General features: G+C 62.3%; 20 protein-coding genes and 1 pseudogene. 17 read left to right on the top strand and 4 right to left on the bottom strand.

Annotation, left to right across the window (positions count from 1 at the left end; translation table 11 throughout):
- Position 1: 1 nt before the first annotated feature.
- Positions 2-778: a MipA/OmpV family protein gene (locus tag DyAD56_RS19265; protein WP_102304457.1), complete on the bottom strand. Its 777-nt coding sequence runs from the start codon at positions 776-778 to the stop codon at positions 2-4.
- A 134-nt stretch (positions 779-912) separates the two neighbouring features.
- On the opposite strand from DyAD56_RS19265, the gene DyAD56_RS19260 reads away from it, so the two are divergent.
- Positions 913-1,602 carry a response regulator transcription factor gene (locus tag DyAD56_RS19260; protein WP_102304456.1) on the top strand — a complete coding sequence of 230 codons (690 nt, stop codon included), beginning with the start codon at positions 913-915 and terminating at the stop codon, positions 1,600-1,602.
- Positions 1,586-2,932 carry a HAMP domain-containing sensor histidine kinase gene (locus tag DyAD56_RS19255; protein ID WP_102304455.1) on the top strand — a complete coding sequence of 449 codons (1,347 nt, stop codon included), beginning with the start codon at positions 1,586-1,588 and terminating at the stop codon, positions 2,930-2,932. Before DyAD56_RS19260 ends, DyAD56_RS19255 begins: the two co-directional genes overlap by 17 nt.
- 55 nt (positions 2,933-2,987) lie before the next feature.
- Here the strand turns inward: DyAD56_RS19255 and DyAD56_RS19250 are convergent, their stop codons facing one another.
- Positions 2,988-5,159, bottom strand: a complete 2,172-nt coding sequence (locus DyAD56_RS19250; RefSeq protein ID WP_158241392.1) for a TonB-dependent siderophore receptor — start codon at positions 5,157-5,159, stop codon at positions 2,988-2,990.
- Positions 5,160-5,356: 197 nt separating this feature from the next.
- Between DyAD56_RS19250 and DyAD56_RS19245 the strand changes: the two genes are divergently transcribed.
- The 11 genes and pseudogenes from DyAD56_RS19245 (at position 5,357) to DyAD56_RS19205 (ending at position 14,988) form a co-directional block, all read left to right on the top strand.
- Positions 5,357-5,782, top strand: a complete 426-nt coding sequence (locus tag DyAD56_RS19245) for a MerR family DNA-binding protein (protein WP_102304453.1) — start codon at positions 5,357-5,359, stop codon at positions 5,780-5,782.
- A 179-nt stretch (positions 5,783-5,961) separates the two neighbouring features.
- Positions 5,962-8,225 (top strand): annotated as a pseudogene (locus DyAD56_RS19240) (heavy metal translocating P-type ATPase).
- A gap of 97 nt (positions 8,226-8,322) precedes the next feature.
- Positions 8,323-8,481: a hypothetical protein gene (locus tag DyAD56_RS24120; RefSeq protein ID WP_199179045.1), complete on the top strand. Its 159-nt coding sequence runs from the start codon at positions 8,323-8,325 to the stop codon at positions 8,479-8,481.
- An 87-nt stretch (positions 8,482-8,568) separates the two neighbouring features.
- Entirely contained in the window at positions 8,569-8,973 is a 405-nt protein-coding gene (locus DyAD56_RS19235; protein ID WP_102304452.1) for a ketosteroid isomerase-related protein, read from the top strand.
- A 3-nt stretch (positions 8,974-8,976) separates the two neighbouring features.
- The gene (locus DyAD56_RS19230; protein WP_102304451.1) at positions 8,977-9,588 is read left to right on the top strand and encodes a GNAT family N-acetyltransferase; all 612 of its coding nucleotides are present in this window, start codon (positions 8,977-8,979) and stop codon (positions 9,586-9,588) included.
- The gene (gene folC / locus DyAD56_RS19225; protein ID WP_102304450.1) at positions 9,585-10,877 is read left to right on the top strand and encodes a bifunctional tetrahydrofolate synthase/dihydrofolate synthase; all 1,293 of its coding nucleotides are present in this window, start codon (positions 9,585-9,587) and stop codon (positions 10,875-10,877) included. Before DyAD56_RS19230 ends, folC begins: the two co-directional genes overlap by 4 nt.
- Positions 10,878-10,938: 61 nt before the next feature.
- Complete coding sequence (locus DyAD56_RS19220) at positions 10,939-11,982, top strand: SPOR domain-containing protein (RefSeq protein ID WP_102304449.1); 1,044 nt, start codon at positions 10,939-10,941, stop codon at positions 11,980-11,982.
- A 30-nt stretch (positions 11,983-12,012) separates the two neighbouring features.
- On the top strand, positions 12,013-12,354 hold the full coding sequence (locus tag DyAD56_RS24540) for a CvpA family protein (protein WP_343125317.1): 342 nt from the start codon (positions 12,013-12,015) through the stop codon (positions 12,352-12,354).
- Positions 12,342-12,617: a hypothetical protein gene (locus DyAD56_RS24535; RefSeq protein WP_343125316.1), complete on the top strand. Its 276-nt coding sequence runs from the start codon at positions 12,342-12,344 to the stop codon at positions 12,615-12,617. Before DyAD56_RS24540 ends, DyAD56_RS24535 begins: the two co-directional genes overlap by 13 nt.
- 16 nt (positions 12,618-12,633) lie before the next feature.
- A complete protein-coding gene (gene purF / locus DyAD56_RS19210; RefSeq protein WP_102304448.1) occupies positions 12,634-14,109 on the top strand; it encodes an amidophosphoribosyltransferase in 1,476 nt (491 codons plus the stop codon).
- Positions 14,110-14,175: 66 nt separating this feature from the next.
- Positions 14,176-14,988, top strand: a complete 813-nt coding sequence (locus DyAD56_RS19205; RefSeq protein ID WP_102304447.1) for a ferritin-like domain-containing protein — start codon at positions 14,176-14,178, stop codon at positions 14,986-14,988.
- A gap of 72 nt (positions 14,989-15,060) precedes the next feature.
- Here DyAD56_RS19205 and DyAD56_RS19200 read toward each other — a convergent pair whose 3' ends face one another.
- On the bottom strand, positions 15,061-17,187 hold the full coding sequence (locus DyAD56_RS19200; RefSeq protein ID WP_102304446.1) for a beta-galactosidase: 2,127 nt from the start codon (positions 17,185-17,187) through the stop codon (positions 15,061-15,063).
- A 185-nt stretch (positions 17,188-17,372) separates the two neighbouring features.
- On the opposite strand from DyAD56_RS19200, the gene DyAD56_RS19195 reads away from it, so the two are divergent.
- Positions 17,373-18,395, top strand: a complete 1,023-nt coding sequence (locus DyAD56_RS19195; RefSeq protein WP_102304445.1) for a phosphotransferase — start codon at positions 17,373-17,375, stop codon at positions 18,393-18,395.
- Positions 18,388-19,707, top strand: coding sequence for an aminotransferase class III-fold pyridoxal phosphate-dependent enzyme (locus DyAD56_RS19190; RefSeq protein WP_102304444.1), 1,320 nt, complete (start codon positions 18,388-18,390; stop codon positions 19,705-19,707). Before DyAD56_RS19195 ends, DyAD56_RS19190 begins: the two co-directional genes overlap by 8 nt.
- Positions 19,708-19,731: 24 nt before the next feature.
- Here DyAD56_RS19190 and DyAD56_RS19185 read toward each other — a convergent pair whose 3' ends face one another.
- Positions 19,732-20,451 carry a FadR/GntR family transcriptional regulator gene (locus DyAD56_RS19185; protein WP_102304443.1) on the bottom strand — a complete coding sequence of 240 codons (720 nt, stop codon included), beginning with the start codon at positions 20,449-20,451 and terminating at the stop codon, positions 19,732-19,734.
- Between the two features lie 517 nt (positions 20,452-20,968).
- Here DyAD56_RS19185 and DyAD56_RS19180 point away from each other — a divergent pair.
- Positions 20,969-23,536: a TonB-dependent receptor gene (locus DyAD56_RS19180; RefSeq protein ID WP_102304442.1), complete on the top strand. Its 2,568-nt coding sequence runs from the start codon at positions 20,969-20,971 to the stop codon at positions 23,534-23,536.
- A 131-nt stretch (positions 23,537-23,667) separates the two neighbouring features.
- Positions 23,668-25,686, top strand: a complete 2,019-nt coding sequence (locus DyAD56_RS19175) for a trehalase family glycosidase (RefSeq protein WP_158241391.1) — start codon at positions 23,668-23,670, stop codon at positions 25,684-25,686.
- The last annotated feature ends 55 nt before the right edge of the window (positions 25,687-25,741 follow it).

Below are 25,741 nucleotides of genomic sequence, written 5' to 3'. Positions count from 1 at the left end.
TTCAGAAGATGTAGCTCAGGGAGATGAAATAACTCTCCGTATGATCGGCGTCGACCATGGGGCTGTCCTTCACGGCGTCCGGCAAACGCGCATAGCGCACGCCGGCTGAGGTTAGCCAGGATCGAGATAGCTTGTAGGTGGCCGACATGCCGAGGTACGGCATGGAGCCGCTGCCGGCGCGATAAAAGCTCAGCCCACTTCGAGAAGCATCGGCTGCGCTTATGCCGTAGTAGTAATTATTGATCGCGCCCGTGTCGTACGTGACGCCCAAGGTCGGCGTCAGCAGCAGACTTCCTTCCTTCATCGGGAAGCTGTAGTTCGCATCAAGCACCTCGCCGCCACCGTGGCCAGTGAATTCCTTTTGCGCACTCGCTTGAAGAACACCCCAGTTCGCGCGATGCAACCATGCCACGCCGGCGATGCCGGAAATGTCACGATCGGAGAGACGACGAAGGCGTGGATCGTTGGTGTCGTCATGCATGAAACGATTGCCCAATGGCGATGCGATAACGGAGAACTCATCCGACCCGGTGGTGAATAGCCGATATCCGAGGCTGGCTCCCCGCACATAGAACGACTTGCCTTCATAGCTGACCAACGGCATCGGCCATGCCTTGTTGCTGTAGTCGCGATACGGGCTGGGACTCCAAATGGCGCCTATGCCTATGGTCCACGTGCGGTTTTGCTCTGGCGACGATTGCGCAGCGGTACCGGCGCAGTAAAGGGTGCCCATCGAAATAACGACCAGGCTGGCGAGACGTTGGGAAATAGTTGGCATGGGATGCAGGCTGATAATCCAAGCGCTGCATGCTGGGGAACCTACATTGCCCGAACATTGCGCCGGCTAAGCAACCTAACTGCTAGAGTCATCGCCCCGGCCATGGCGGGCTGAGAAGGAGCAACCGCCTCACTATGCGTATCCTGCTGGTCGAAGACGAACCAGAAATGGCCATCGCCTTATGCGCGGCCTTGCAGCGCCACGGCATGCTGGTAGATACCGCACCCGATCTGTCGCAGGCGGGTGAAGCCTTGCGTCAAAACGTCCATGATCTGCTCCTGCTCGATCGCCAATTGCCGGATGGCGACGGCATCACGCTCATTCGGTTGGCGCGCAAGTATCGGGCAGATCTGCCTGTCATCATGCTGACGGCGCGTGGCGCGCTGCCCGATCGTGTCGCTGGCCTTGATCTTGGCGCGGATGATTATCTGGTCAAACCGTTCGCCATCGAGGAGTTGTTGGCGCGTATTCGCGCGATATCCCGACGCCCCTCACAACTGGTCTTGCCCACGGCAACCGTTGGTAACCTCACGTTCGATTTTTCCACGCATGAAGCCTTCGTCGAGGGTGTCCTGTTGCCGCTTCCGCGACGTCAAATGCTGGTGCTGGAGGCACTGTTCCTGCGGCATGGCCGTACCGTTCGACGCGAAGTGCTTCAGGAGTCGGTATATGACTTCAATGACGAGATTCAGTCGAATGCGCTGGATGCTCACGTTTCAAAATTGCGCCGTTCATTGGCCGAATCCGGTGCGCGTGCCGATATTCATGTCATTCGCGGCATCGGCTATCTGCTGAAGGAGCGTCCCGATGTTCGCGAGGAGTAAATCGCTGGTCTTTCAGCTGTCGTGGCGAATCATCGGCTTGCAGTTGTTGGCGGTCCTTGGCCTGATCGTTGTCGTTACGTTCTCGTATCACCAGGAAAACGTCTCTTACATCGACGACAGCGTGCCCCGTGTCATTCAGGATGCCTTGCATCTTGATTCGTCAGGGCATTTGGCCCTCGCTGATGATAAAGACGTGCAGGCACTCTTACGTGCGCAACCAGGCTTGTGGTTTGTGGTGGAGGACGAACAGGGGCGGCAACTCGAGCATGGCGAGGTGCCAGCGATTTATCGTCCACTGGCGTCGTCGCTGTCACATCTGGGGGCAACGGAGATCCACGATAGTCGCCCGCCTTACACGCTTACCATGCGCACCCGCCTTGGTGAGACCTCGTTTGGACAGGTGCACATCATGTGCGGCGGCGTCGCGTCGGTGAAGCTCGGACCTGTGCTCGTTGGAGTGGCCAGCTATCTTGCCTGGCGCATGACGTTGCCGCTTATATTGGCTACGTTGGTCGTCATGCCATGGCTCATTCGTCGCGCCATATCAGGTGTCCGAGAGGTAGCCGAGCAAGCGCGAGCGATCAATATTGATGAGCGTAGTGCGCGATTGGCCGACCAGGCGGTACCCCGCGAGCTGCAACCTATGGTGCAGGCCTTCAACGCGGCGCTTGAGCGACTCAATGAAGGCTACGAAGCGCGTGATCGCTTCCTTGTCGATGCCGCTCACGAGCTGCGCGCACCGATTGCCATTCTGGAAGCGCGCATTGAGACACTGGTGGCTGGCGCATCCCGGAGCCGGCTGCTGGCCGACGTGGCACGGTTGTCCAATCTCGCGGAACAGCTGCTCGACCTGCAACGACTGAGCCGGCCACAAGATGCTTTCGAGCCGCTTGACCTGGTGGCTCTATCGAGCGAAGTGGCTGCCGATGTGGCGCCGATGGTTGTTGACGCAGGCTACGAGCTGGCCTTGGACGCACCGGACGCCCATGTGATGGTCATGGGTGATCGCATGGCTTTGTCGCGCGCCCTGACAAATTTGCTTCAGAACGCCATTGCCCATGGTGGCGGCCGGGGCGTGATCACGATTGTCGTCAAGGAAGACGGCACGCTTGGCGTGAGTGATCAGGGGCCTGGTGTTCCCGTTGATGAGCGACACCGCATCTTTGACCCTTTCTATCGCCTGCGTCCCAGCAGTACCGGCGCGGGACTCGGCCTGCATTTGGTGCAGGAAATCATCGCGTTGCATCGCGGACGAGTGGAGGTTACCGAGGCGGATGGCGGCGGCGCATGCTTTCGCCTATGGCTTCCCCGTTGCGGGGATACCGCTTAGGCAACGGGCGTGATGTCACGCCCATTGCCAGATCGACGCGGATTGTTTCAGTGGCTCACCAGTCGTAGGTGGCCGTGAGCATGGCGGTGCGGCCGGGGCCGTAGATGCAGCGGGTGGCGTCATAGCAGCCGGCGACATACACCTTGTTCGCCAGGTTGCTCAGATTCAGAGCCAGGCGCCACTGCGGCAACTGGTAGAACGCCGTGGCATCGATCAGCGTGTAGCCAGGCACGTGCAATGAGTTGTCCGGAGCGCCGCGCGACGAGCTGGTATAGCGCACACCAGTACCTACGCCCAGGCCCGCCCAGTCACCCTGTGGGATGGTGTAGTCGGCCCATACGGAAGCGAGTTCGTGCGGGATGGGAATGGAGGTCGGCCACTTGTTCAGCGTGTTGTCGTTGGCCTTGGTATTGCGCACGTCTTGATAGGTATAGGCACCCAGCAGGTTGAAGCCGTCGCCGAATGCTGTGCGTGCTTCGAGCTCCACGCCACGCGAGCGCACTTCACCGGTCTGCAGCGAGCCGTTAGGGAAGCTCAGCTGGTCTGGGTTTGGCGTAAGCACGTTCTGTTGGCGGATCTGGAATACCGCTGCAGTAAGCGAGGTGCGTCCGCCCGGTGGCTGGAAGCGCAGGCCTGCCTCGTACTGCTTGCCGGTGGTCGGTCGGAACGGTGCTCCGTAGGCGTTTGGTGTGGTGGTCGGGTTGAACGATTCCGAATAGCTCAAGTAGGGCGCAAGGCCGTTGTCGGCCAGATACACCACGCCTGCGCGGCCGGTGAACGCATGATCGTTCTGGCGTGCCGTCGTGGCATCGGGTACGGCATGATCAATCGAACTCAGCCGACTCCAGTCCTGACGCCCCGAAAGCACGAACACCCAGTGGTCGGCGTACTTGATCTGATCCTGCGCATAGAGGCCCAACTGTTTCTGGGTCTGACGGATGTCCTGCGGATAGTTGGCTCCGCCTGGGGCGAAGATCGCCAGATCGATCGGCAAATACACCGGGTTGTACAGATCGATGGGTGGCGCCAGCGCGTAATTTTCCGGGTCATCGGTGCGCTGATGCTGGTAATCGACACCCACCAGTACCGTGTGCTCGAAAGCGCCTGTCTGGAAATGGCCTTCCATCTGATTGTCGATAGCTAGGCGTCGGTAGTCGGGCTTGGCGATGCCTGCGTAGCGATCGATGCTGTGGCCATCCTCGGCCATGCCAATGCCGTAGACCATGTTGTTGTCCAGCCAGGTACGCGAGTAGCGCGTGTTCTGCCGAAAGGTCCAGGTGTCGTTGAATCGATGCTCGAACTGATAGCCGAAGGCGTATTCGACCTTGTGGTACTTGGTGAAGTCCGCATCGCCGGTGTACGTGTGCGGCGAAATGCGACCATACGGGCTGGGCAGAATGGTGCCTTCAGCCGGCAGGAAGTTGCCGGCGTAGTTGGCATGGTCGCGCAGATAGTTGGCGGTGATGACCAGCGAGGTATCAGTCGACGGCTTCCAGGCCACCGAGGGCGCCAACATCACGCGCGACGAACGGAATGGCGAGTTGGCGACGTCCTGATTGCGGCCTAATGCGACCACGCGGTACGACCAGTTGCCCGCGGCGTCGAGATGGCCACCATAGTCGGCAGCCAGCTGTTTGCGTGCATGATCGCCTAGTTGGAATTGCACCTCGTGCACCGGCGCGCCGCCAGCCACTTTGCTCACCATGTCTACCGTGCCGCCGGGTTCGCCTTGCCCATAGAGTACGGAAGAGGGGCCATGCAGCACATCGATGCGTTCCAACTGATAGGGGTCGGTGATCCAACTGGCCAGATTCATGGTCACCGGCAGTTGAAGGCCGTCCAGATAAATGGTTGGCCAAAAACCGCGAATGACGGTGTACCAATCCGAACGCGAATCCGGACCGTAGCCGGCAATGCCTGCGGAATAGCCTAGCGCCTGAATCACGCTCTGCGCACCGCGCATACGCATCTGTTCCTGCGTGACCACCGATACCACCTGAGGTGTTTCGATGAGTGGCGTGCGGGTTTTTGTCGCCGAGTCAGCGGTTTGCGCATCCAGCGTGGTCACACTGGCTTGCACGTCCACAGAAGAAAGTTTCTTGGCCTGACTTTCCGAGGTGGGGGCATCGGCCGCCTCGGTGGATAGCGGGTTACCGGTGACGGCGAGAGCCGCGTGAGGAAACAGAAGCGCAGCCAGCACGGCGCCGGCCAGAAGTTTGATGGTCATGAGAACGAATTGCCTTGAGATCCATGCGCGTCGCTTCATCCATCGGTGAAGGCCGGAACCTGTTGCCAGGGAAGCGAGTGGCGGGCGAGTAGAGGATATTGCTAATGATAATCGTTATTGTTTGATATGCAATATATTGCGATTCGCCCTTGGAGGGCTTGACTCTAGACCTTGATCAAAGGTCTAGACTTAATCCCATGAACACTCCCAAAAGTTCCATGACCATCGGGGCGGTCGCGCGGCGGGTCGGCGTGGCGATCGACACTATTCGTTACTACGAGCGGGAAGGGCTGCTGCCGGAACCGCTGCGACGAGCGTCTGGCTATCGCAGCTATGACGAGGGCGCGGTGCGCCAGTTGCGTTTTATCCGGCGCGCGAAGGATCTGGGTTTCACGCTCGAAGAGATTCGCGATCTGCTGACGCTATCTGCCGATCGGCAGCGCGGCGTGAAGGCGGTGAAGAAGCGCGCGGAAGAACGCCTCGCCGCTATCGATGAGCGCATTGCGGAACTGACTCGCGTGCGCGATGGGTTGGAGCAACTGATCGAGGCCTGTCCGGGTCACGGCTCGCCGGAGCAGTGCCCGATCCTGAAGGCGTTGACGGACATGGAGGGCGAGGCATGAGTACGGAAGAACACGCCTGCTGCAGCACGAAGCCGCAACCCGAGCCCGAAGCGAAGGCATCGTGCTGTGGCGGCAAGGCTGCTGCGACTCCTGCGCAGCATCACCACGAACATCATCACCACGACCACGGTGCGCACCACGACCATGCCGTGACAGCGGCGAAGGATCCGGTATGCGGCATGAGTGTCGACCCCGCCACCGCGAAGCACCAGGCTGAGCATGAGGGCCAGACGTTCTACTTCTGTGCTCAGCGTTGCAAAGAGAAATTCCTCGCCGATCCTGCGCGTTATCTAAGTCCGCCTAAGGAGTCGGCACCGGTGCTCGCGGGCGCTATCTACACCTGTCCCATGCACCCGGAGGTGCAGCAGGTGGGGCCGGGGCATTGCCCAAAGTGCGGCATGGCGCTGGAACCGATGATGCCTAGCCTCGACGAGGACGATGGCCATGAACTGCGCGCCATGTCGCGTCGTTTCTGGACACTCGTCGCGTTGACGCTGCCGGTGTTCTTGCTGGCGATGGGGCCGCATCTATTCGGCTGGCACCTGCCGTCCCCGTGGGATGGCGTAGCGGCATGGGCTGAGGCCGTACTGTCCACGGTGGTCGTGCTGTGGGGCGGCGCGGCGTTCTTCGCGCGTGGCTGGCAATCGCTCAAGCCGTGGTCGCCGAACATGTACACGCTTATTGCGTTGGGTACGGGCGTGGCGTGGCTCTACAGCACGGTGGCGTTCCTTGCGCCATCGCTGTTCCCGGCGGGCTTCCACGATATGCATGGCCGCGTCGGCGTGTATTTTGAATCAGCGGCGGTGATCGTGACGCTGGTGACGCTGGGTGATTTCCTCGAACTGCGTGCGCGCCGACGCACGGGGGCAGCGCTCAAGGCCTTGCTGGAACTGGCGCCAAAGACGGCACGCCGCGTGAGTGCCGATGGAAGCGAGCACGACGTGCCGCTTGAGGACGTGCATGCTGGCGACACATTGCGTGTTCGCCCGGGTGAGAAGGTGCCGGTGGATGGCGTGGTGCTTGATGGCAACAGCCATGTCGACGAATCCATGCTCACCGGCGAACCGCTACCCGTAGGCAAGGCCAAGGGTGACCGGATCACCGGCGGCACGGTGAATCAGGATGGTGCCTTGCTGATGCGCGCCAAGAAGGTGGGCGCAGAAACCATGCTGTCGCAGATCGTTTCGCTTGTCGCTCAGGCGCAGCGCAGCAAGGCGCCGCTGCAACGCGTGGCGGATCGTGTTGCGGCGTGGTTTGTGCCGGCCGTGGTTGCCGTGGCCGTGTTGGCGTTTGCGTTGTGGGCCTGGCTGGGACCTGATCCTAAACTGGCTTACGCGCTGATCTCGGCGGTGTCGGTGCTGATCATTGCCTGCCCGTGTGCGCTTGGTCTTGCCACGCCGATCTCCATCATGGTGGCGAGTGGTCGGGCGGCGCAGAACGGTGTGCTATTTCGAGACGCGTCAGCCATCGAGTCGCTGCGCGATATCGATACGTTGGTGGTGGACAAGACCGGCACGCTGACTGAGGGCAAACCCACGCTGAAGGATGTGGTGAGCCTGGGCGGACATCCGCGAGCGCAGTTGCTCGCGATGGCGGCGGCATTGGAGCGTCCCAGCGAGCATCCGTTGGCCCGTGCGATTCTCGCTGGCGCCGCGTCGGAAGGGTTAGCGGTTCCGGCGGTCGCGCATTTTCGCACTTTGACCGGCGCGGCGTGGAAGGCGAGGTGGATGGCCATGCAATTGCACTTGGCAATCTGCGTCTGCTGTCGAATGCGGGTGTGCAGCCTGACACGGCCGTTATGGCGAAGGCCGATGCGTTGCGTAGCGAGGGCGCGACAGTGATGTTCCTGACGGTCGACGGCGCGCTCGCCGGCCTTATCGCTGTGGCGGACCGCGTCAAGGCGAGCACGCCGCAGGCGATCCGCGACCTGCATGCGGCTGGTCTGCGCATCGTGATGCTGACTGGCGATAACCTCGCCACCGCGAAAGCTGTTGCCGGTTCGTTGGGCATCGACGAAGTGCATGCGGACGTCTCACCGGCCGACAAGGCCGCGGTGATCCAGCAGTTGCGCGCACAAGGGCGGCGTGTGGCGATGGCCGGCGACGGTATCAATGACGCGCCTGCACTGGCGCTGGCAGACGTCGGCATCGCCATGGGTACCGGCACCGACATCGCTATGGAAAGTGCGCAGGTCACGTTGGTGAAGGGCGAACTCACGGCCATCGTGCGTGCCCGGACGTTGTCGCAGGCCACGGTGAAGAATATCCGCCAGAACCTGTTCTTTGCCTTCGTTTACAACGCCGTGGGTGTGCCGCTCGCAGCTGGTCTGCTGTATCCACTGATGGGCGTGATGCTGTCGCCCATGGTCGCAGCGTTGGCGATGAGTCTGTCTTCGGTGTCGGTGGTCAGCAATGCTTTGCGCCTGCGCCAAGTGGCCTTGTGATGATTGTCACCTGCGATGATTGACGCTGCGCCCTGCCTGGGAAACAGGGCAGGGCGGATGATCCTCCTGCACCGATGGGGTGCGGGAGGACTTCATCATGAACATCATCAACGACACGCGCAGCACATTGGAAAAGCACATGCCGCTCTTGCTGGGCTTGCTGGTAGCCCTGCTCGCCGGGCGCGCCCTGAAGAAAATGTTCTGGACCGCGTTCGGCATGTATTGGGCGTTACGGGCGAGTGGCGTGCATTTTTGATCGACTGGTCGCAGCGGGCTGCTGCAGGCGCTCACCGTGACGGCACATGCATTAAGCTGTGCGCCCCTTGCTCCGCAGGAAGCTCCCATGTCCTCCAGCATTGCCCTGGTCGCTAGCTACTACGACGCGTTCAATCGTGGCGACTGGGAAGCCATGCTCGATTGCCTCACGGATGACGTGGTGCATGACATCAACCAGGGTCATCGTGAAACGGGCCGGGACACGTTCCGCACGTTTCTCGGCCGCATGAACCGCTGCTACCGCGAAGAGCTGCGTGACATCGTGCTGATGGCGAACGCCGAGGGCACGCACGCGGCCGCCGAGTACGTGGTACACGGCCAGTACCTGGCCGACGACGAGGGGCTGCCGCCAGCGCGCGGCCAGCGTTATGTATTGCCGGGCGGCGCGTTCTTCGACATCCGCGACGAGCGCATCGCGCGCATCAGCAATTACTACAACCTGCAGGACTGGATCGCGCAGGTCTCCGGTTAAGCCATGACGGTGCGCATCCTCACCTGCGTCGGCGAGGCAGTGCGGCCGCACCTTAAGGCGCTGGCCAATTTGCGCATCGCGGTGTTCCGTGACTATCCCTATCTATATGACGGGGACATGGCCTATGAGCAGCGTTATCTGGGCGCCTATGCGCGTTCCCGACGCAGTGTGTTCGTTCTGGCGCTGGATGGCGAGGACGTTGTCGGTTGCTCGACAGGCATTCCATTGGTTGACGAGATCCCCGCCATCCAACAGCCGTTTATCGGTCGCGGCATGATGCTCAGCGAGGTGTTCTACTTCGGCGAGTCGGTACTGTTGCCGGCGTACCGTGGGCAGGGCATCGGGCATCGTTTCTTCGATGCGCGCGAGCGCCACGCACGCGCGTTGCCCGGATATGGTTGGACGGGGTTCTGCGCGGTGGAGCGCGCCGCGAATGATCCACGCCAGCCTGCGGGATACCGCCCTAACGACGCGTTCTGGATAAAACGCGGCTATCGGCGGCAGGACGATATGTTCTGCACGCTGGATTGGACCGAAATCGACGCCCTTGAATCTACCCCTCACCGCCTGCGCTTTTGGCTGCGCCCACTGGATGAAAGCGTCTCCCACCCATGATCCGTACTCTCGACGAATGGTTGTCTTATCAGGAACGCGTGAACGTGCGCAGCATCGAGCTGGGGCTCGATCGGGTACGTGAGGTGTGGCAGCGCATGGGGGCTCCTGTGCTGGCGCGGCGTGTGATCACCGTGGGCGGCACCAATGGCAAGGGTTCGACGGTCGCCATGCTGGAAGCGATGCTCGCAGCCGCCGGCCTGCACGTAGGCTGCTATACCTCGCCACACTTGCTTCGCTATAACGAGCGCATCCGCATTAATGGACACGACGCCAGCGATGACGTGCTGATCGCGAGCTTCGAGCGCATCGAAGCGGCACGTGGCGAGATTCCACTGACCTATTTTGAGTTCGGCACGCTCGCAGCGCTGGATCTGTTCGCGCGGGCTGAGCTGGACGTTGCCGTGCTGGAAGTGGGGCTGGGCGGCCGGCTCGATGCGGTGAACATCATCGATGCCGACGTCGCGGTGATCACCACGGTCGACCTGGATCATATGGACTGGCTGGGCCCAGACCGCGACAGCATTGGCAGGGAGAAGGCCGGCATCGCGAGGGCGGGACGGCCGGCCATTGTGGGCGAGATCGATCCTCCGGCTGGCCTGCTGCAGGCGCTGGAGCGCATTAGCGCTCACGTTGAGCGGGTAGGCACGGATTTCAGCGTGCAACGCGATCCGGTGGGTTGGCGCTGGCACCACCGCGACGGGCTGGTCCTGTCGCTACCCGATCCTGCATTGGCGGCGCCCGTGCAATATGCCAACGCGGCGGCATCGATAGCTGCCTTGCACGCGCTACAGGGCGTGGATGCAGCGTTCGGGGCCCTGGATCTCGGTGCGGTTGCTGCCAGTGGCATGCGCTCGGCGCACGTGACGGCGCGTCTGCAGATGCTCGGCGGCGATCCTCCGCTGGTGGTGGACGTCGGCCACAACCCGCAAGCCGCGCGAGCCTTGGCCGAATGGTTGGACGCTCGGCCCGGCGTCCGCGTGCATGCCGTCTATGGCGCGCTCGCTGACAAGGACGTGGCGGGTGTGATCGCGGCGCTGGGCGAGCGCATCGCACACTGGCATCTGGCTGGGCTGGAGCGGGATACGCCGCGTGGGCTTGCTGCCGACGTGCTCGTCAGCCAGCTCAAGTCCGTGCTACCGGGAGCACTTTTCGATGCGCATCCGGATGTGTCCAGTGCGCTCAAAGCAGCGCAATCCGCGGCGAAGCCGGGCGAATGCGTGCTGGCTTTCGGCTCGTTTTTCGTCGCCTCCGTGGTGCTTGCTGAATCAGGCGGACGGAATTCGGCCTGAGCGGCGGTCCGGGCAGGTATAATCGCGCCGTTCTCGCATCCCCCGTCGTTTGGAGCCCGTCTTGAAAACACGTCTGCTGGGAGCTGCCGTTCTCATCGCGCTGGCTGTGCTTATCGTGCCGATGTTCATCTCCAGCAGCCCTCCAGCTACGACCGGTGACGAGTCGGTCAGCTTGGCTATCCCACCGGCACCCGATCGTGACCTGCAGACCAAGACCATGAGCCTGACGCCCGGCGCGGCGCCGGCCTCGACGGCAGCGCCGGCTCCGAAGCCGGCCGCCTCGGCTGCTCCAGTGGGTTCGGCCGACCAGCTGGCGACGGTGAACATCGGTTCCAGCCGCCCGCGTGACGTGGAGACGGACCCGACCGCCGGGCAGAAACCGGAGCCGACCACGGTGACGCGGCCCGGTTCGAGTGCCGCCCAGCCCGTGATCCCCGTGCAGGGCAAGGCCGCCGCTGCGGCGGTCGTAGCCGGCGCCGTCGCGACGACGGCGGGCAAGTCGACCGTTCCGGCGCAGCAGGAGCCTGCTTTGCCGGCAGCGACTGCCGCCCACGGCTCCTATTCGGTCAATCTCAGCGCCTATGCGTCGGCCGCCAGCGCGCAGAGCCTGATCCAGCGCGTGCGCGGCCTGGGCTATCCCGCCAATGGCCGCGCCATCAATCAGGGTGGCAAGGCGCTGACCATGGTTACCGCCGGTCCGTTCGAATCCCGTGCCGCTGCTGAGGCGGCCCGCCTGAAGATCACGCAGACCATTCCGGGTGCACCGGCCCGCCTTGAAGGCGGAGCCTCCACGCCGACGCAGGATGATCCGCCGGCCGCCAAGCCGGCGGCTGCCGCGGCCAACACCGCGGCGGCGCCGTCGTCGCGTGCCGGTGGTTGGGCCGTGCAGGTGGCTGCCATGGGTACGCAGACCGATGCCAATGCGCTGCGCGACAAGCTGCGCGCGAACGGCTTCGATGGTTATGTGGATACGGTCAATGCGAATGGTAAGCAGCTTTGGCGCGTGCGCGCCGGTCCGCAGACGCAGCGCGCTGATGCCGTGCGCATCCGCGACCAGATCAAAGGCAAGCTGGGTGTCGATGGCAACGTCGTCACTGCGCCCTGAACACAAACCTGAACCCACCACGGTGACCCGGTGAATTGGGCCGACTACATCATTCTTGCCGTCCTGGGCGTCTCGGTCTTGATTGGGCTGTGGCGCGGCCTCATTTCCGAGGTGCTGGCGCTGGGTATTTGGGCCGCCGGGTTCTGGGTGGCCTGGGCGCTCGGACCGAGCGTCGCGGGCTATTACGAACACTGGATCTCGTTGCCGTCGGCGCGGATCGCCGCGGGTTACGCAACGTGCTTTGTCACGGTGTTGATCTTGGGAGCGCTGGTGCGCTTCCTGGTCGCCCGGTTAGTGGAGGGTACCGGGTTGTCCGGCACCGACCGCCTGCTGGGCATGCTGTTCGGCTCGCGCGAGGCGTGTTGCTGGTGACGCTGGGCGTGTTCCTGCTCAACTTCACGGCGTTGACGCGTGATCCGTGGTGGCACGATTCCACGTTATTGCCGCAGTTCAAGGGAATGGCTGGGTGGCTGGGTGAGCAGGTGCCGGACAGTGTCCGCAACCATCTCAATCCCCCGGCACTGCTGGACCATTTGCCCGCCTTGCCGGCGGGGTTCCCGGGCGCTTTGCCAGCGACTGGACACGAGAATCATCCCGCGACCGCAACCACGGTCGCTCCGGCAACCAGTTCCTAATTACAGGCTTTCAATCATGTGCGGAATCATCGGCATCGTCGGCACCAGTGAGGTCGCCGCGTCACTCTATGACGGATTGACGGTATTGCAGCATCGCGGCCAGGACGCTGCCGGCATCGCCACCGTGGATGGTGCGCGCCTGCGTCTACACAAGGGCAACGGCCTTGTGCGCGACGTGTTCGGCCAGAACGCGATGAGCGGCTTGCGCGGTCGTATCGGCCTGGGTCATTGCCGTTACCCGACGGCCGGCTCTGAAGGTTCGTCCGAAGCACAGCCGTTCTATGTGAATTCGCCCTACGGCATCGCGTTCGCGCATAACGGCAATCTGGTGAACACGGAGGCGTTGCGTCGCGAGATGTTCGAGGACGATCGCCGCCACATCAATACGGATTCCGACTCGGAAGTGCTGCTCAACGTGCTGGCGCACGAGCTGCAGATCCAGGACCGCATGGCCCTCACGCCCGATCACATCTTCAAGGCTGTGGCTGGTGTGCATCAGCGTGCGCGCGGTGGCTATGCCTGCCTGGCGCTGGTCTTGGGTTATGGCCTGCTGGCTTTCCGTGACCCCAACGGTATCCGCCCGCTGGTGCTGGGCGAGCGCATTACATCGGAAGGCCGTGAGTATGCGGTGGCCTCCGAGTCGGTGGCGCTGGACATCCTGGGCTTCAAGCGCCTGCGCGACGTTGAGCCGGGCGAAGCCGTGTTCATCACGGACGACGGCCAGCTGCACGCGCGCCATTGTGCCGACGCTGCAACGCATGCGCCGTGCATTTTTGAATACGTGTACCTTGCCCGCCCGGATTCGATGATCGAGAACGTGTCGGTCTACAAGGCGCGCCTGCGCATGGGCCAGAAGCTGGCCGAGAAGATCCTGCGTGAGCGTCCGGACCATGGCATTGACGCGGTGATCCCCATTCCGGACACCGCACGCACCGCTGCCTCGGCGCTGGCCGAGGCGCTGGGCGTGCCGTTCCGCGACGGCTTCGTCAAGAATCGTTACATCGGCCGTACCTTCATCATGCCGGGGCAGGGTGAGCGCGTGAAATCCGTGCGTCGCAAGCTCAATCCGGTGGAGCTGGAGTTCCGCAAGAAGAACGTGCTGCTGGTGGATGACTCCATCGTGCGTGGCACCACCTCGCGCCAGATCATCCAGATGGCACGCGACGCGGGTGCTAAGAACGTGTACTTCGCCTCCGCTGCGCCGCCGGTGCGCTACCCGAACGTGTACGGCATCGACATGCCGGCCGCCTCTGAGCTGGTCGCCGCCGGCCACACCGAGAAGGAAGTGCAGGAAGTGCTGGGCGCGGACTGGCTGATCTACCAGGATCTCAAGGATCTGGTCTGGGCGGTGCAGGACGGCAACGAGCAGCTGAAGTACTTCGACACGTCGTGCTTCTCGGGCGAATACGTCACCGGCCTGGATCAGCAGTACCTGCAGCAGATCGAGATGCTGCGTTCCGACGACGCCAAAGCGGCTCGCCGCAGCGCGTAACGTAGGCATCCTGCAGGAGCGCATATGCGCGCTCCTGCAGTCCGCCGTTCATCGCGATCGTCGTCCATGACCGCTGACCTTCACGCCGCCGCCAAGCGCTGCCTTGATGCCACTGATCCCGCAGAGAAGCTGCGTCTTACGCATGCGACGTGGGAGGCATTTCTCGCTGGCGAACTTCAGCCAGACGAGACGTCGCCCGCGCCAGAACCGATCGGCGCGCCAGGACGTCCCGAACGCCCCTTGCTCGTGCCGCAGCGACAGGTCCCGCATCGTGGCCTCGGCTCGGCCGAAGGTCGCGCTGCATTGGTGCACGCGGTGGCCCATATCGAGTTCAACGCCATCAACCTCGCGTGGGACGCGGTTTACCGTTTTCGCGGCAAGCCGCTGGACTATTACCGCGACTGGGCTAGCTGTGCGCACGACGAGGCGCGCCATTTCGCGATGCTATCCGGGCGACTCGCCGAGCTGGGTCACGCGTATGGCGATTTCGATGCCCACAATGGCCTGTGGGAAATGGCCGAGAAGACGGCGCACTACGACACGGCGCGCATGGCACTGGTGCCGCGCGTGCTTGAGGCACGCGGGCTGGATGTAACGCCCGGCATGATCGAGCGCCTGCTCTCGGTGGGCGACGAGCCCACCGTGGCCATTCTCGACGTGATCCTGCGTGAAGAGGTGGCCCACGTGGCCGCGGGCACGCGCTGGTTCCGCTATTGCTGCGAACGCGATGGCCTGGACCCGCGCGAAACCTTTCTCGACCTGTTACGCGATTACATGGGGCGTCAGCTGCGTGGTCCGTTCAATCGACCGGCACGCCTCGAAGCGGGCTTCGACGATGAAGAGCTCGATCGCTTGACCGAGCTCTCTATCCAGTCGTAGCGACAGAGCGCTTCACCTTTCGCTCGTCATTCCGGCCTGCGCCGGAATGACGAGCAGAAGATTGCGCCGATCTCACGGCGTTGCTGTTTTCCACACCAGCGCCTGCGCCGGCGCCAACGGCACTTGGCCATGCACGATTTTTGCCCCAACCGGCAACACTGGCTGGAACGGCGCGGGGTTGTAGTTCACCAGGAAGTCGTAGCCACCGCGCCATTCGTGGAACACGCCCTTAGGCAGGTCTTCAATGGCCACGCCAGCACGCTGGTAGGCGCTGCGCACGATGTCGCGCTCGAGCGCCCCATCGTCGGTGGATACGCCGATCATCGTGACGGTGCCTTTGCCCAGCTTGCGTGTCGTGGCGGCTGCTTTGCCTGCGTAGTAGTGGTCCGCGTAGGTGGCGAGCACCTCAGTGCCGGGGCGAGGCGCAAGGATGTCCGCCCAGCGGTGCCATTCATGCGTCTTGCCATCAGCCGACACTTTGCCGTCCGCGCTCGGTGGCAGCATGTCGAACGCTTCCACGTCATCGCCGATGAGGTCGAGAATGACGGCGGACCAAGGCCCTTCATGGAAGTGGCCTAGTTCGTTTTTCTGGCCCGTGCGGCTGGTCAGGATCAGATGGCCGCCTTGTTCCACGTAGTGCTTCCATTTTTTGGCCAATGACTCGCTGACCATGTCGTAGGCAGGAGCAATCAGGAACGGGTAACGGCTGAAGTCGTCGCTTTCCGCCACGAAATCCATCGGTGCGCCCGTGCTCTTTACGGCTAGCGTGTAGCCGTTGCGGTAAGCCCAACTGTTCCACAGCGTGGTCTGGGGCTGAGCTTCCAGATCCCAGAACACATCGTGGCTCCACAGGTAGCCGGTGTAGCGGGCGGCGAGGGTGTTGGGCAACTTGGCGTTGGTGTCCAGCTTGGTTTCCAGCGACTGGATCTCGTGCATGGTGTCGACGAATTCGTTGCCCGTGCGCGAGAGCGTCACGCCGTCGGTGCTGACGATGCCTTCGTGGTACATCTCGCTGCCGCGCAAGGGATGGCGGTAACGGTACGTGCTGAGCAGCGACGCACCCGAAGCGAAGGCGTGCCACATCCACATGCCGACGGCGCCGGGCGTGGGTTGCGGGTTGATCTCGCCCCAGTTCACCTGGCCCGGCTGCAGCTCCATCACACCGAAGGTGCCGGTGATGGGGCGGAAATACGCAGCGGCTTCCATCAAGTTGGCGGGCTTGCCGATGGCGTAGCTGTCGCCACCCAATGCGTTGGTGCCGGCCACCGGATAAAGCGTGAAGGTGGTGAAATCCAACCCATGACTGCGGCGGGGATCGGTTGCCGTGGTGACGTTGGTGTAGTTGGTAGTCACCCACTGCGCGGGCGCTGCATATTTCTTGATGATCGCCGCCTGCCCATCCAGAAAGTGCGCCGTAACATCCGCCTGGAAGCGCGCGAGATCCACCAGCGCATGCGGACTCAGCTTGTCTTCCGCGGCCAGCGTAGCGTTGGGTAGCAGCACCTGTTCGAAGCTGGTGTAGCGCGTGCTCCAGAACGAGCCGCCCCATGCTGCGTTCATGCCATCGATGGTGCCGTACTTGTCCTTCAGCCACTGCTGGAAGGCCATGCGCGCGCTGTCGCTGTAGTCCGCAAAGCTGCTGGGCTCGTTGTCCACCTGCCAACCCCACACGCGTGGATCGTGACCGTAGTGCTGCGCCATTGCGGTGACCAGGCGCGTGACGAAGGCCTGGTATTTCTGATTGGAAAGGGAAACTTCTGCGCGGATGCCATGCTCGTGGCGCTGCCCGTGTTCGTCTACCCGGTAGACCTCGGGATAGTGCTCACCCATCCATGCCGGTGGCGCGCCCGATGGCGTACCAAGGATCACGCGCAAGCCCGCCTTGTGTGCCAGGTCGATGGCGTCGTCCAGCCACTTGAAGTCGAAGCGGCCTTCCTCGGGTTCCAGGTAGGTCCAGCTGAACTCGGCCATGTGCGTGAAGTTGAAGCCGAGCTTGGCCATGCCGTTCATGTCGCGCTGCCACTGCGCGCGCGGCCATTGCTCGGGGTAATAGAACACGCCGACGCTCATTGGCTCGCGCTGGTGGAGCAGGGCTGCGCCCTGGGGGCGAGCGGCATTCCCGGCATCGCCGGGCGCGGCGGAGACGCCACCGATCATCACGACTGTGGTCAGTACCGCTGCGAGCAAAGGCCGGAACATGAAGAGAAGCCTGTGAGTGGGTTTAATTGTCAAATTATCCTACCATTGGGTCGACTGCAATCGAGGAGTGCTCCGGGGATGCACAGTGCTGTCCGATGCCATAGCCATGATGTACCGAGCATTCCGCGCTTGGGCAAAGGGTGCAACCGTTCGTCGTTCGAGGTGAGCCGGGTGGTGGATGCCGCATGGACATGCTGACACTCGCCGAGGCGTCGACACTCGCGGCGCGTCATTGGGGCATCGAGGGCGAAGCCAGGGCGCTGCCTTCCTACGCTGACCAAAACTTCCGCATTCGCACCGATGGCGATGGGTACGTGCTCAAGGTTGCGCATCCTTCGTGGTCGGCGCCGGACATCGAGCTGGAAAACCTGGCAATGATGGAACTCGCCAGGCGCGAGCCTGCGCTGGGTTGCCCGCGTGTACAGTTCGCGGGCAACGGCGAACACCTGCTGGCGTTGACCGTTGACGGACAGACCTGCCTGGTGCGCATGCTGAGCTACGTGCCCGGCACGACCTATGCCGAGGCCATCAACAGCCTGCGACCACGCGAGTGCGAAGCGCTGCACGAAAGCCTGGGGCAGGCCGTGGGACGACTGACGCGCGGACTGCATGATTTCCGCCACCCGGCCGCCGACCGCTTGCACGACTGGAACATCATGAGTCTGCCGCGGCTGCTAGACGAAGTTCCCCATATCGAAGATGCCGCATTCCGCGACATCGTACGTGAGCACGCCGCGCGTTTCTGCGATGCCTTGCCGGCATGGCGCGCCACCTTGCCGATATCCGTGCTCCATAACGACGCCAATGATCTCAACATCATCGTTGACGACGATGCGGCGGGCGGAAAGCGAGTGAGTGCGGTTATCGACTTCGGCGACATGTGCACCAGTTTCCGCTTGGCCGACCTAGCTATTGCGTGTACCTACGCCATGCAGCACGAGTCCGATCCGGTGGCGTGCGCGCGCCGGATCGTTGGTGGCTACCTCGCCATGCAACCGTTGCGACGCAGCGAGCTGGAACAACTGCACACTTTCATTCTGGCGCGGCTTTGCCACAGCATTCTGATGGCGACGCGCGCGCATCGCGAGCAACCGGACAACCCGTTCGTCCTCGTCTCCCAACAGGGCGTACGAGGCCTGCTTCGCCAGCTTGTGGGCGTGGAGCCCGACGCCATCGTGCGACCCTATCTGGAATCGAGCCATGACTGACCGAATGACCGCCGTTGTTCCCAAACGCAGCAACGAAGAGATTCTCCGGTTGCGCAGGCAGTACCTGAATCCGACCTTGAGCGTGGCCTATCGCGAACCACTCAAGATCGTCCGCGGCGAAGGTACATGGCTGTACGACCAGCATGGCCAGGGTTACCTGGATATGGTCAACAACGTTTGCCACGTGGGCCATTGCCATCCGCGCGTGGTGGCGGCAGGGCAGGCGCAGATGGCGCAGCTCAACACCAATACTCGCTACTTGCACGACAACATCGTGGAGTACGCGCTGCGGCTCATCAGCACGTTGCCGTCGCCATTGTCGGTGGCCTTCTTCACCAATTCAGGGACGGAGGCCAATGACCTTGCACTGCGCCTGGCGCGGGCGCACACGAAAGCGAAGGGCGTGGTGGTGATCGATCATGCCTACCATGGCAACTCACCGACGATGGTCGAGCTCAGTCCATACAAGTTCAATGGCAAGGGTGGGGAGGGGCAGTCACCACATATCGGCGTGCTGCCCATGCCGGATGTCTATCGTGGCTCCATCGGCGCTGCGCCGGATGCGGGGCGCAAGTATGGGCAACTGGCCCAGCCCGTGATCAACGAACTGCGCGGGCGCGGCAAAGATACCGCCGTGTTCTTTGGTGAGTCGCTGCTCGGCTGCGGCGGGCAGATCGTATTGCCGGACGGCTATCTTCCCGAAGTCTATGCGGAGATCCGCGCTGCCGGGGGCGTGTGTCTTGCCGACGAAGTGCAGGTTGGCTTCGGTCGTGCGGGTGAACACTTCTGGGCATTCGAACGGCAGGGCGTCGTGCCCGACATCGTCACTATGGGTAAGCCGATGGGCAACGGTCATCCGATGGGGGCGGTCGTCACCACGCCGGAGATTGCCGCGAGCTTCGTCACCGGCATGGAGTACTTCAATACATTCGGTGGCAACCCCGTATCCTGTGCGATCGCACTGGCCGTGCTCGACGTCATCGAAGAAGAGGCATTGCAGGAGAACGCGCAACGCGCCGGTCAGTTCATCATGGATGGCCTGCGTGAGCTACAGGCGCGCTTCGAAGTGATCGGCGACGTACGCGGATGCGGCCTGTTTATCGGCGCCGAGTTCGTCACCGATCGTACGGCCAGGACACCGGATAGTCTGCGCGCTAAGGCTGTCGTCGAGGCGATGAAGGCTCGCCACGTGCTGCTGTCCACCGACGGTCCGGACGATAACGTGCTGAAGATCAAGCCGCCGATCGTGTTCAGCCAGGCCAACGCAGAGGAATTTCTCGGCAAGTTGGAAGAGGCGTTAGGCGGGCTGTAACAGCCCGCCACTGGCGCTTCGTATTCAGGAGGCCTTGCGCAGGCTCTTCTTGCGGCGCTTTTCGAGATTGGTGCGCGAATCCACAATCATGGCCTGCATGGCTTTGCGGGCCGCCTCATGCTGGTTGCGCCGAATCGCCTCCAGCACTTTCTGGTGGTGCGGCAGCGAGTACTTGAAGTTGCCGGCGGTTTCCGCCGAAAGCACGAAGAACATGCCGAGCACGCTCTCAATGACGGAGAACAGCGAAATCATCATTTCGTTGCCGGTCGCCTGAAGCACAGCCTTGTGGAAGCTCAGGTCTGCCTTGGCCCACTCACCAGAATCCTGTGCCGCCTCCATCTGGCGATACGCATGGTCAATCTTCGCCAATTGCGCGGCTGTGCGGCGGCGAGCGGCCGCCGATGCGGCGGCTGGCTCGATGATCTCGCGCATCTCGATGAGCTTCTCGATGAAGTCGTCGGTGGGCATGGATTCGCAGCGCCAGGAAAGCACATCGGCGTCGAGCTGGTTCCATGCATCCGTCGGGCGTACGCGTGTGCCGGTTTTCGGGCGCGCTTCGATCAGGCCCTTGGCAGAGAGGACCTTGAGCGCCTCGCGCAACGCATTGCGGCTCACCTGCATGCTTTCCGCAAGGGCGTCCTCGCGCGGCAACACATCGCCGGGCTTGAGGTCGCCGGCAACGATCCTTGTGCCCAGTTCACGCACGACCTGGCCGTGCAAACTGCGAGCATCCGAAGATTTCATGATGGATTTCTCTCCGCCGGGAGCTTGTCGATAAAAAAATCTGCAGCCAATTTTATGCGTCGGTAGCGGCGCATGCTGCGATGCAACGTTCTTCGAAGCCTACTATAAACGCAGCCCGAACGAACGCTGCATGACGCGCTCTGATCGACAAACAGGTGGCGTCCGCTCGACATGCTAGCGATAACCGCGACTCGTCCTTTCTCATGGCTTCGCACACGCCCGAAGTGCACTCGTGCACCTTCCGTTCGCATTGTCATGGTGCAGCGCAACCGCAAAGTGGAATAACTCTATGACCTTTGACACATAGTTATATAGTAGGACAATTAGAAAAAAGTGCGCTAGGATTTATCCACGCTCCCGGACTGGAGCTCGGCCGAGAGGGCACGAGGCGACGGCGTGGAGTGGTGGGCGGTGGGCGCGGCGATGTGACCGATACGGGTGTGCACTGCCGCTGCAAGGCCGGGCCGCATTCGCAACGAAGGCAGCATTCCTAATGTTCCGGGGAGGAACTTTCGAAATGAAAGGTTGGAAGAAGATCGACAAGCGCGTGCTGACTGCCGCTATCAGTGCCGTACTGATGACCAGCGCGCTTCACGCGCAGGACGCACAGACGCCAACGCCGGTGCCGCAGTCTCCGGCGCCCAAGGCGCAGAACAACGCATCCGTCGAGCAGCGCCAGCAGGCCGCTTCCGCCGGCAAGACCGTGCAGAGTCTCGATCAGGTGGTGGTGACGGGTAACTCGACGGCTGGCGGTATCCGCAAGATCGACGCCAGCTATTCGATCACCACCGCGACCCTGCAGCAGATCAAAGAACTTAACCCCGTCAGCGTTGCCGATCTTCTGAAGATATCCCCGGGTGTGTACCCGGAGTCCTCCGGCGGTCAGACCGGTGCGAACATCGAAGTCGCCGGTTTCCCCTCGGACAGCGGCGCGCCCTTCGTAACGATGCAGTTGAACGGTTCTCCGCTGTTTCCCAAATGGGATTACTTCACCGATGCGATGGTGCGTCTGGATGACACCATCGATCGCCTTGAGGCAGTGCAGGGCGGTACGTCGGTGCTGTACGGCAACGGCCAGCCAGGCATGATCGCTAACTTCATTTTGCGCGAAGGCAGCAGCAAACCCTCGGGCGACATCGGCGTCACCTTGGGTTCCGAGGGCATGTACCGCATCGATGGCTTCTACGGCTTCCCGCTCGGCAAGGACAGCGGTTGGTACGGCAGCATCGGCGGCTTCTGGCGCAAGTCGGACGGCGTGCGCGATCCGCAGTTTGCCGCCGACAAGGGCGGCCAGCTTACCGCCACGTTGAGCCACGATCTGGACCATGGCTCGATCATGTTCTTCGCGCGCGTGCTGAAGGACAAGAATCAGTGGGTGACCGACACGCCCATCCTGAACCCCTCAGCCGGTCAGTTCTCGGCGTACCCGAACTTCAGTCCGCTGACGGGTACGTTCGGCAGCAATGCCGATCGACGCATGTTCCTCCAGCTTGATCCGTGCAATGGCGCAGGCTGTTCGCCGACCGGCCAGAACATCGACATAGCCAACGGCCAGGGCGGCAACGTACGCATGTTCGGCGCCAACCTGGACCTGGATTGGGACAACGGCTGGTCGCTGTCGGACAAGCTGTTCTTCACCGTGGGTGACATGGATACCACGGCGTTCTACAGCACCGGCGCTAACCCGGACACGCTGGCCAACACCATCGCCGGCATGGCCTCGTCATTTGGCTTGCCGTCCAACCTCACCGCGAATGCCACGTACACCAATGGCAAGCCGGCGAACATGAACCAGAACGTCACCATCCAGAACCCGGAGTACATCCACAAAAGTATCAACTCGGTCAGCAACGAGTTTCGCTTGAGCAAGGAGCTGTTCGAGGGCAACACGCTCACGTTCGGCAACTACACGGCGGTGTACTCCGAGCACCACACCGAAGAAGACGGCCTGAACATGCTGATGCAGGCCCAGAACAACCCGAGCCCTATCGTGGTCAACATGACCGACGGCGTGAACAACTACGCGCTGACGGACAAGCAGGGCCTGTTCTGGAATTCTCAGCCGCAGCCGTGGATGGCGTTCAACGAGAGCTGGCACGCTACTACCTGGGCGTTCTATCTGGCGGACGTGTGGAACGTGGGCAACTGGCGCTTCGATGGCGGCATGCGCATCCAGCATGACGATATTGGCGGCTGGTTCCAGAACACCGCGTCGGGCGATCTCGACAACAACCCGTACACCGTCTACAACAACAACGCCGAGTACCTGATCGACAGCAAGCAGCATCCGTCCAGCTCGCGTAGCGCGCCGTCGTGGACGCTCGGTGCGAACTACACGTTCAACGATCACATGAGCGCTTACGCGCGCGTCAACGACGGCGTGTTCCTGCCGGGCTTCGACGATGTGGTGAACCTCGATCATCCGCCGATCGAGAAGATTCACAACATGGAAGTGGGCTTCAAGTACCAGTCGCCGTGGATCTTCGCAGACGTGTCGGCCTATCGCCGCCTGTTCCATGGCATCCCGTACTCGATCGATCTGCCCACGGGCCAGATCAACCTGGTGTATGGCTCGGTGACCAAGGGTGTCAATGCCGCCGTGACGGTCAAGCCGTTCGAGAACTTCTCCGTTGCGCTCAGCGGCAACTACATGGACGGCCATTACTCCGATTACGAGGGCTGCGTGCCGTACGTGGCGCAGGATGGCAGCCAGCAATGCGGCGCGATTAGCGGCAAGCAGATCGACCGTCAGCCGAAGGTGCAGTACCGCCTGACGCCGGGTTACTTGATCCCCACCAGTTGGGGTAGTCTGAAGTTCTGGCTGACCTACGAGTATGTCGGTACCCGTTACGGCGATCAGCTCAACCAGCAGCCGCTCGGCCACTACTACGACTTCAGTGCCGGTGCCATGGCCAACATCGGCAAGAACTGGGTAGTGACCCTGCGCGGTACCAACCTCACCAACGAAATCGGCATCACCGAGGGCAATGCACGCCTGTTCGGCTTCGCCAGCGGTGGCGGTGTGATTCTCGCCCGCTCGATCGAAGGGCGTGAGGTCAACTTGCAGGTCAAGTACCAGTTCTGATGAGCCAGCTGGTGCCCTGCATGGGACGTAGCTAGTCTGCAAAGCGCCGGTTGCGAAAGCAGCCGGCGCTTTGTGCATGTGCGGCGCACGCGTCGCATGGAAACAGATGGATGCAACAGGAGCGTTACGTGATGGGTTTTCGTACGAAGCATCCTCGTCTTGCGGCGCTGGCTTTTGTGCTGGCGCTAGTCGGGTTCGGTCAAGGCGTTGTCATGGCCGCGGATGTAACAGGCGCTGATGCGCAGTACCTCGATATGTTGGACATGCACGGCTTGCCGAAGACGCCCGGCGATCGGAGCTTCAATATCTTCTTCGATGCGGGCGCTTGGCATGGCTACAGCCTGCCGCCGACGGGTGATGCTTCGTCCGGCTTCGTCGGTCCGTTCGTACATAGCCTCGCTGGCGGGCAGTGGACCGGTGCACGTTTCGCTGCGCTGACACTGCGTGATGCGAAGAGTGGCAAGACGGTAGCGCTTACGCCTGGAGAGTCGCATGCCGGGCCAGGCTTCCTCATTCGCGATTTCACAGCGCCGGGATTGACGATCCGTCAGACGCTGTTCTTTGCCGATTCGTCACGCACCGTCGTGAGAATCGAGATGACGGCGACCGATGCGCGCACTGTCGAGCTTTCGATCGAAGGCAACACCTTCCATGCCAATGGTTCCCGCCTTAGTAAGGATGGTGACGCCGTTGTGCAGTCCTTCGCTAAATCACCATCACAGCTGGTTACTACGCTGCATACGCCAGCGGGTTCACTGGGAAGCACCAATGTCAGCGGTGATCGCTACAGCATCGCCCTGGCACAACCCCTGCAACTCGCGGCAGGACAGACGACGAGCGTGTTCGTCGATCAGACGTTGCTTTACGACGCGAGCGCGCAAACTCCTGCCGTGGATGATGTAGCGGCTTGGTCAGCAAACCGCGAACGCTGGGCGGGCTACCTGAAAACTGTCCCGGCCTATCACCTGCAAGGTGTGGCGGACGATGTCACCCAGCACGTGGCCGCCAAAGCCATGATCATCATGCTGGGCAACTGGCGTGCCGCGCGCGGCGACCTGCATCACGACGGTGTCATCCCTTCTTACTCCAACCCTGATTTCAATGGCTTCTGGGCCTGGGACTCGTGGAAGCATGCCGCAGCGCTGGCGCTCTTCGCTCCGGACCTGGCGCGCGACCAGATGCGCACCATGTTCGACTACCAGGCACTGGACGGGATGGTTCCCGACTGCGTGTTCCTCGGCAAGGCGGAGAACAACTGGCGTGACACCAAGCCGCCGCTGGCGACGTGGGCGACGTTGGCGATCTACCACTCCACGCATGATCGCGCGTTCGTTGCCGAGATGTACGACAAACTGGTGCGCTATCACCGCTGGTGGTTCCAGGCACGCGATCACGATCACGATGGCTTGGCCGAATTTGGCGCCACCGACGGCACGCGAATCGCCGCGGCATGGGAAAGCGGCATGGACAACGCTGTGCGCTTCGACGGCGCCAGCATGATTCGTAACGGTGAAGGTGCGTGGTCGCTCAATCAGGAGTCGGTAGATCTCAATGCCTACCTGTATCGCGAAAAGCTTGAGCTGGCGGAATTGGCCGGCGTGCTCGGCAAAACGTCGGACCAATCCATGTGGCTGAAGGAAGCAGCGGAAATGAAGCCGCTCATCCAGCAGCGCATGTTCGACCCTGCGGCGGGCTACTTCTTCGACGTGCGCCTACCGAGCCACGAGCCGGTGCGCGTGTACGGCTCGGAGGGCTGGGCGCCGTTGTGGGCGGGCGTCGCCACACCGGAACAGGCGCAGGCGGTCAGTCGCGTCATGCTCGATCCGAACAAGTTCGCCACCGTGATGCCTTTCCCCACGCTGGCCAAGGACGATCCACATTTCTCGCCGATCAAGGGCTATTGGCGCGGACCGGTCTGGATGGACCAGGCGTACTTCGGTGTCGAAGCGCTCAGGCATTACGGCTTCCGTAGCGAAGCCGATGAGATGGCGCGCCGGCTGGTGCTCAACGCCCAGGGCCTGACCGGGCAGGGGACGACGTATGAAAACTACGATCCACTGACCGGTCACGGCTACCAGTCACCCAACTTCAGCTGGTCAGCAGCGAGCTACCTGATGCTGCTGCATGAGGGCGGCGACGCTCAGCCCTGAGTCTGTACGACTAAGAGTGCCCTACGCGGGCTGACCGGGGTGCGGGTAACCGCGC

This window comes from Dyella sp. AD56, from assembly GCF_002878475.1.
Taxonomy (GTDB): domain Bacteria; phylum Pseudomonadota; class Gammaproteobacteria; order Xanthomonadales; family Rhodanobacteraceae; genus Dyella.
The sequence above is the reverse complement of the archived record's forward strand: the minus strand, read 5'-3'. Positions and strand labels throughout refer to the sequence as shown.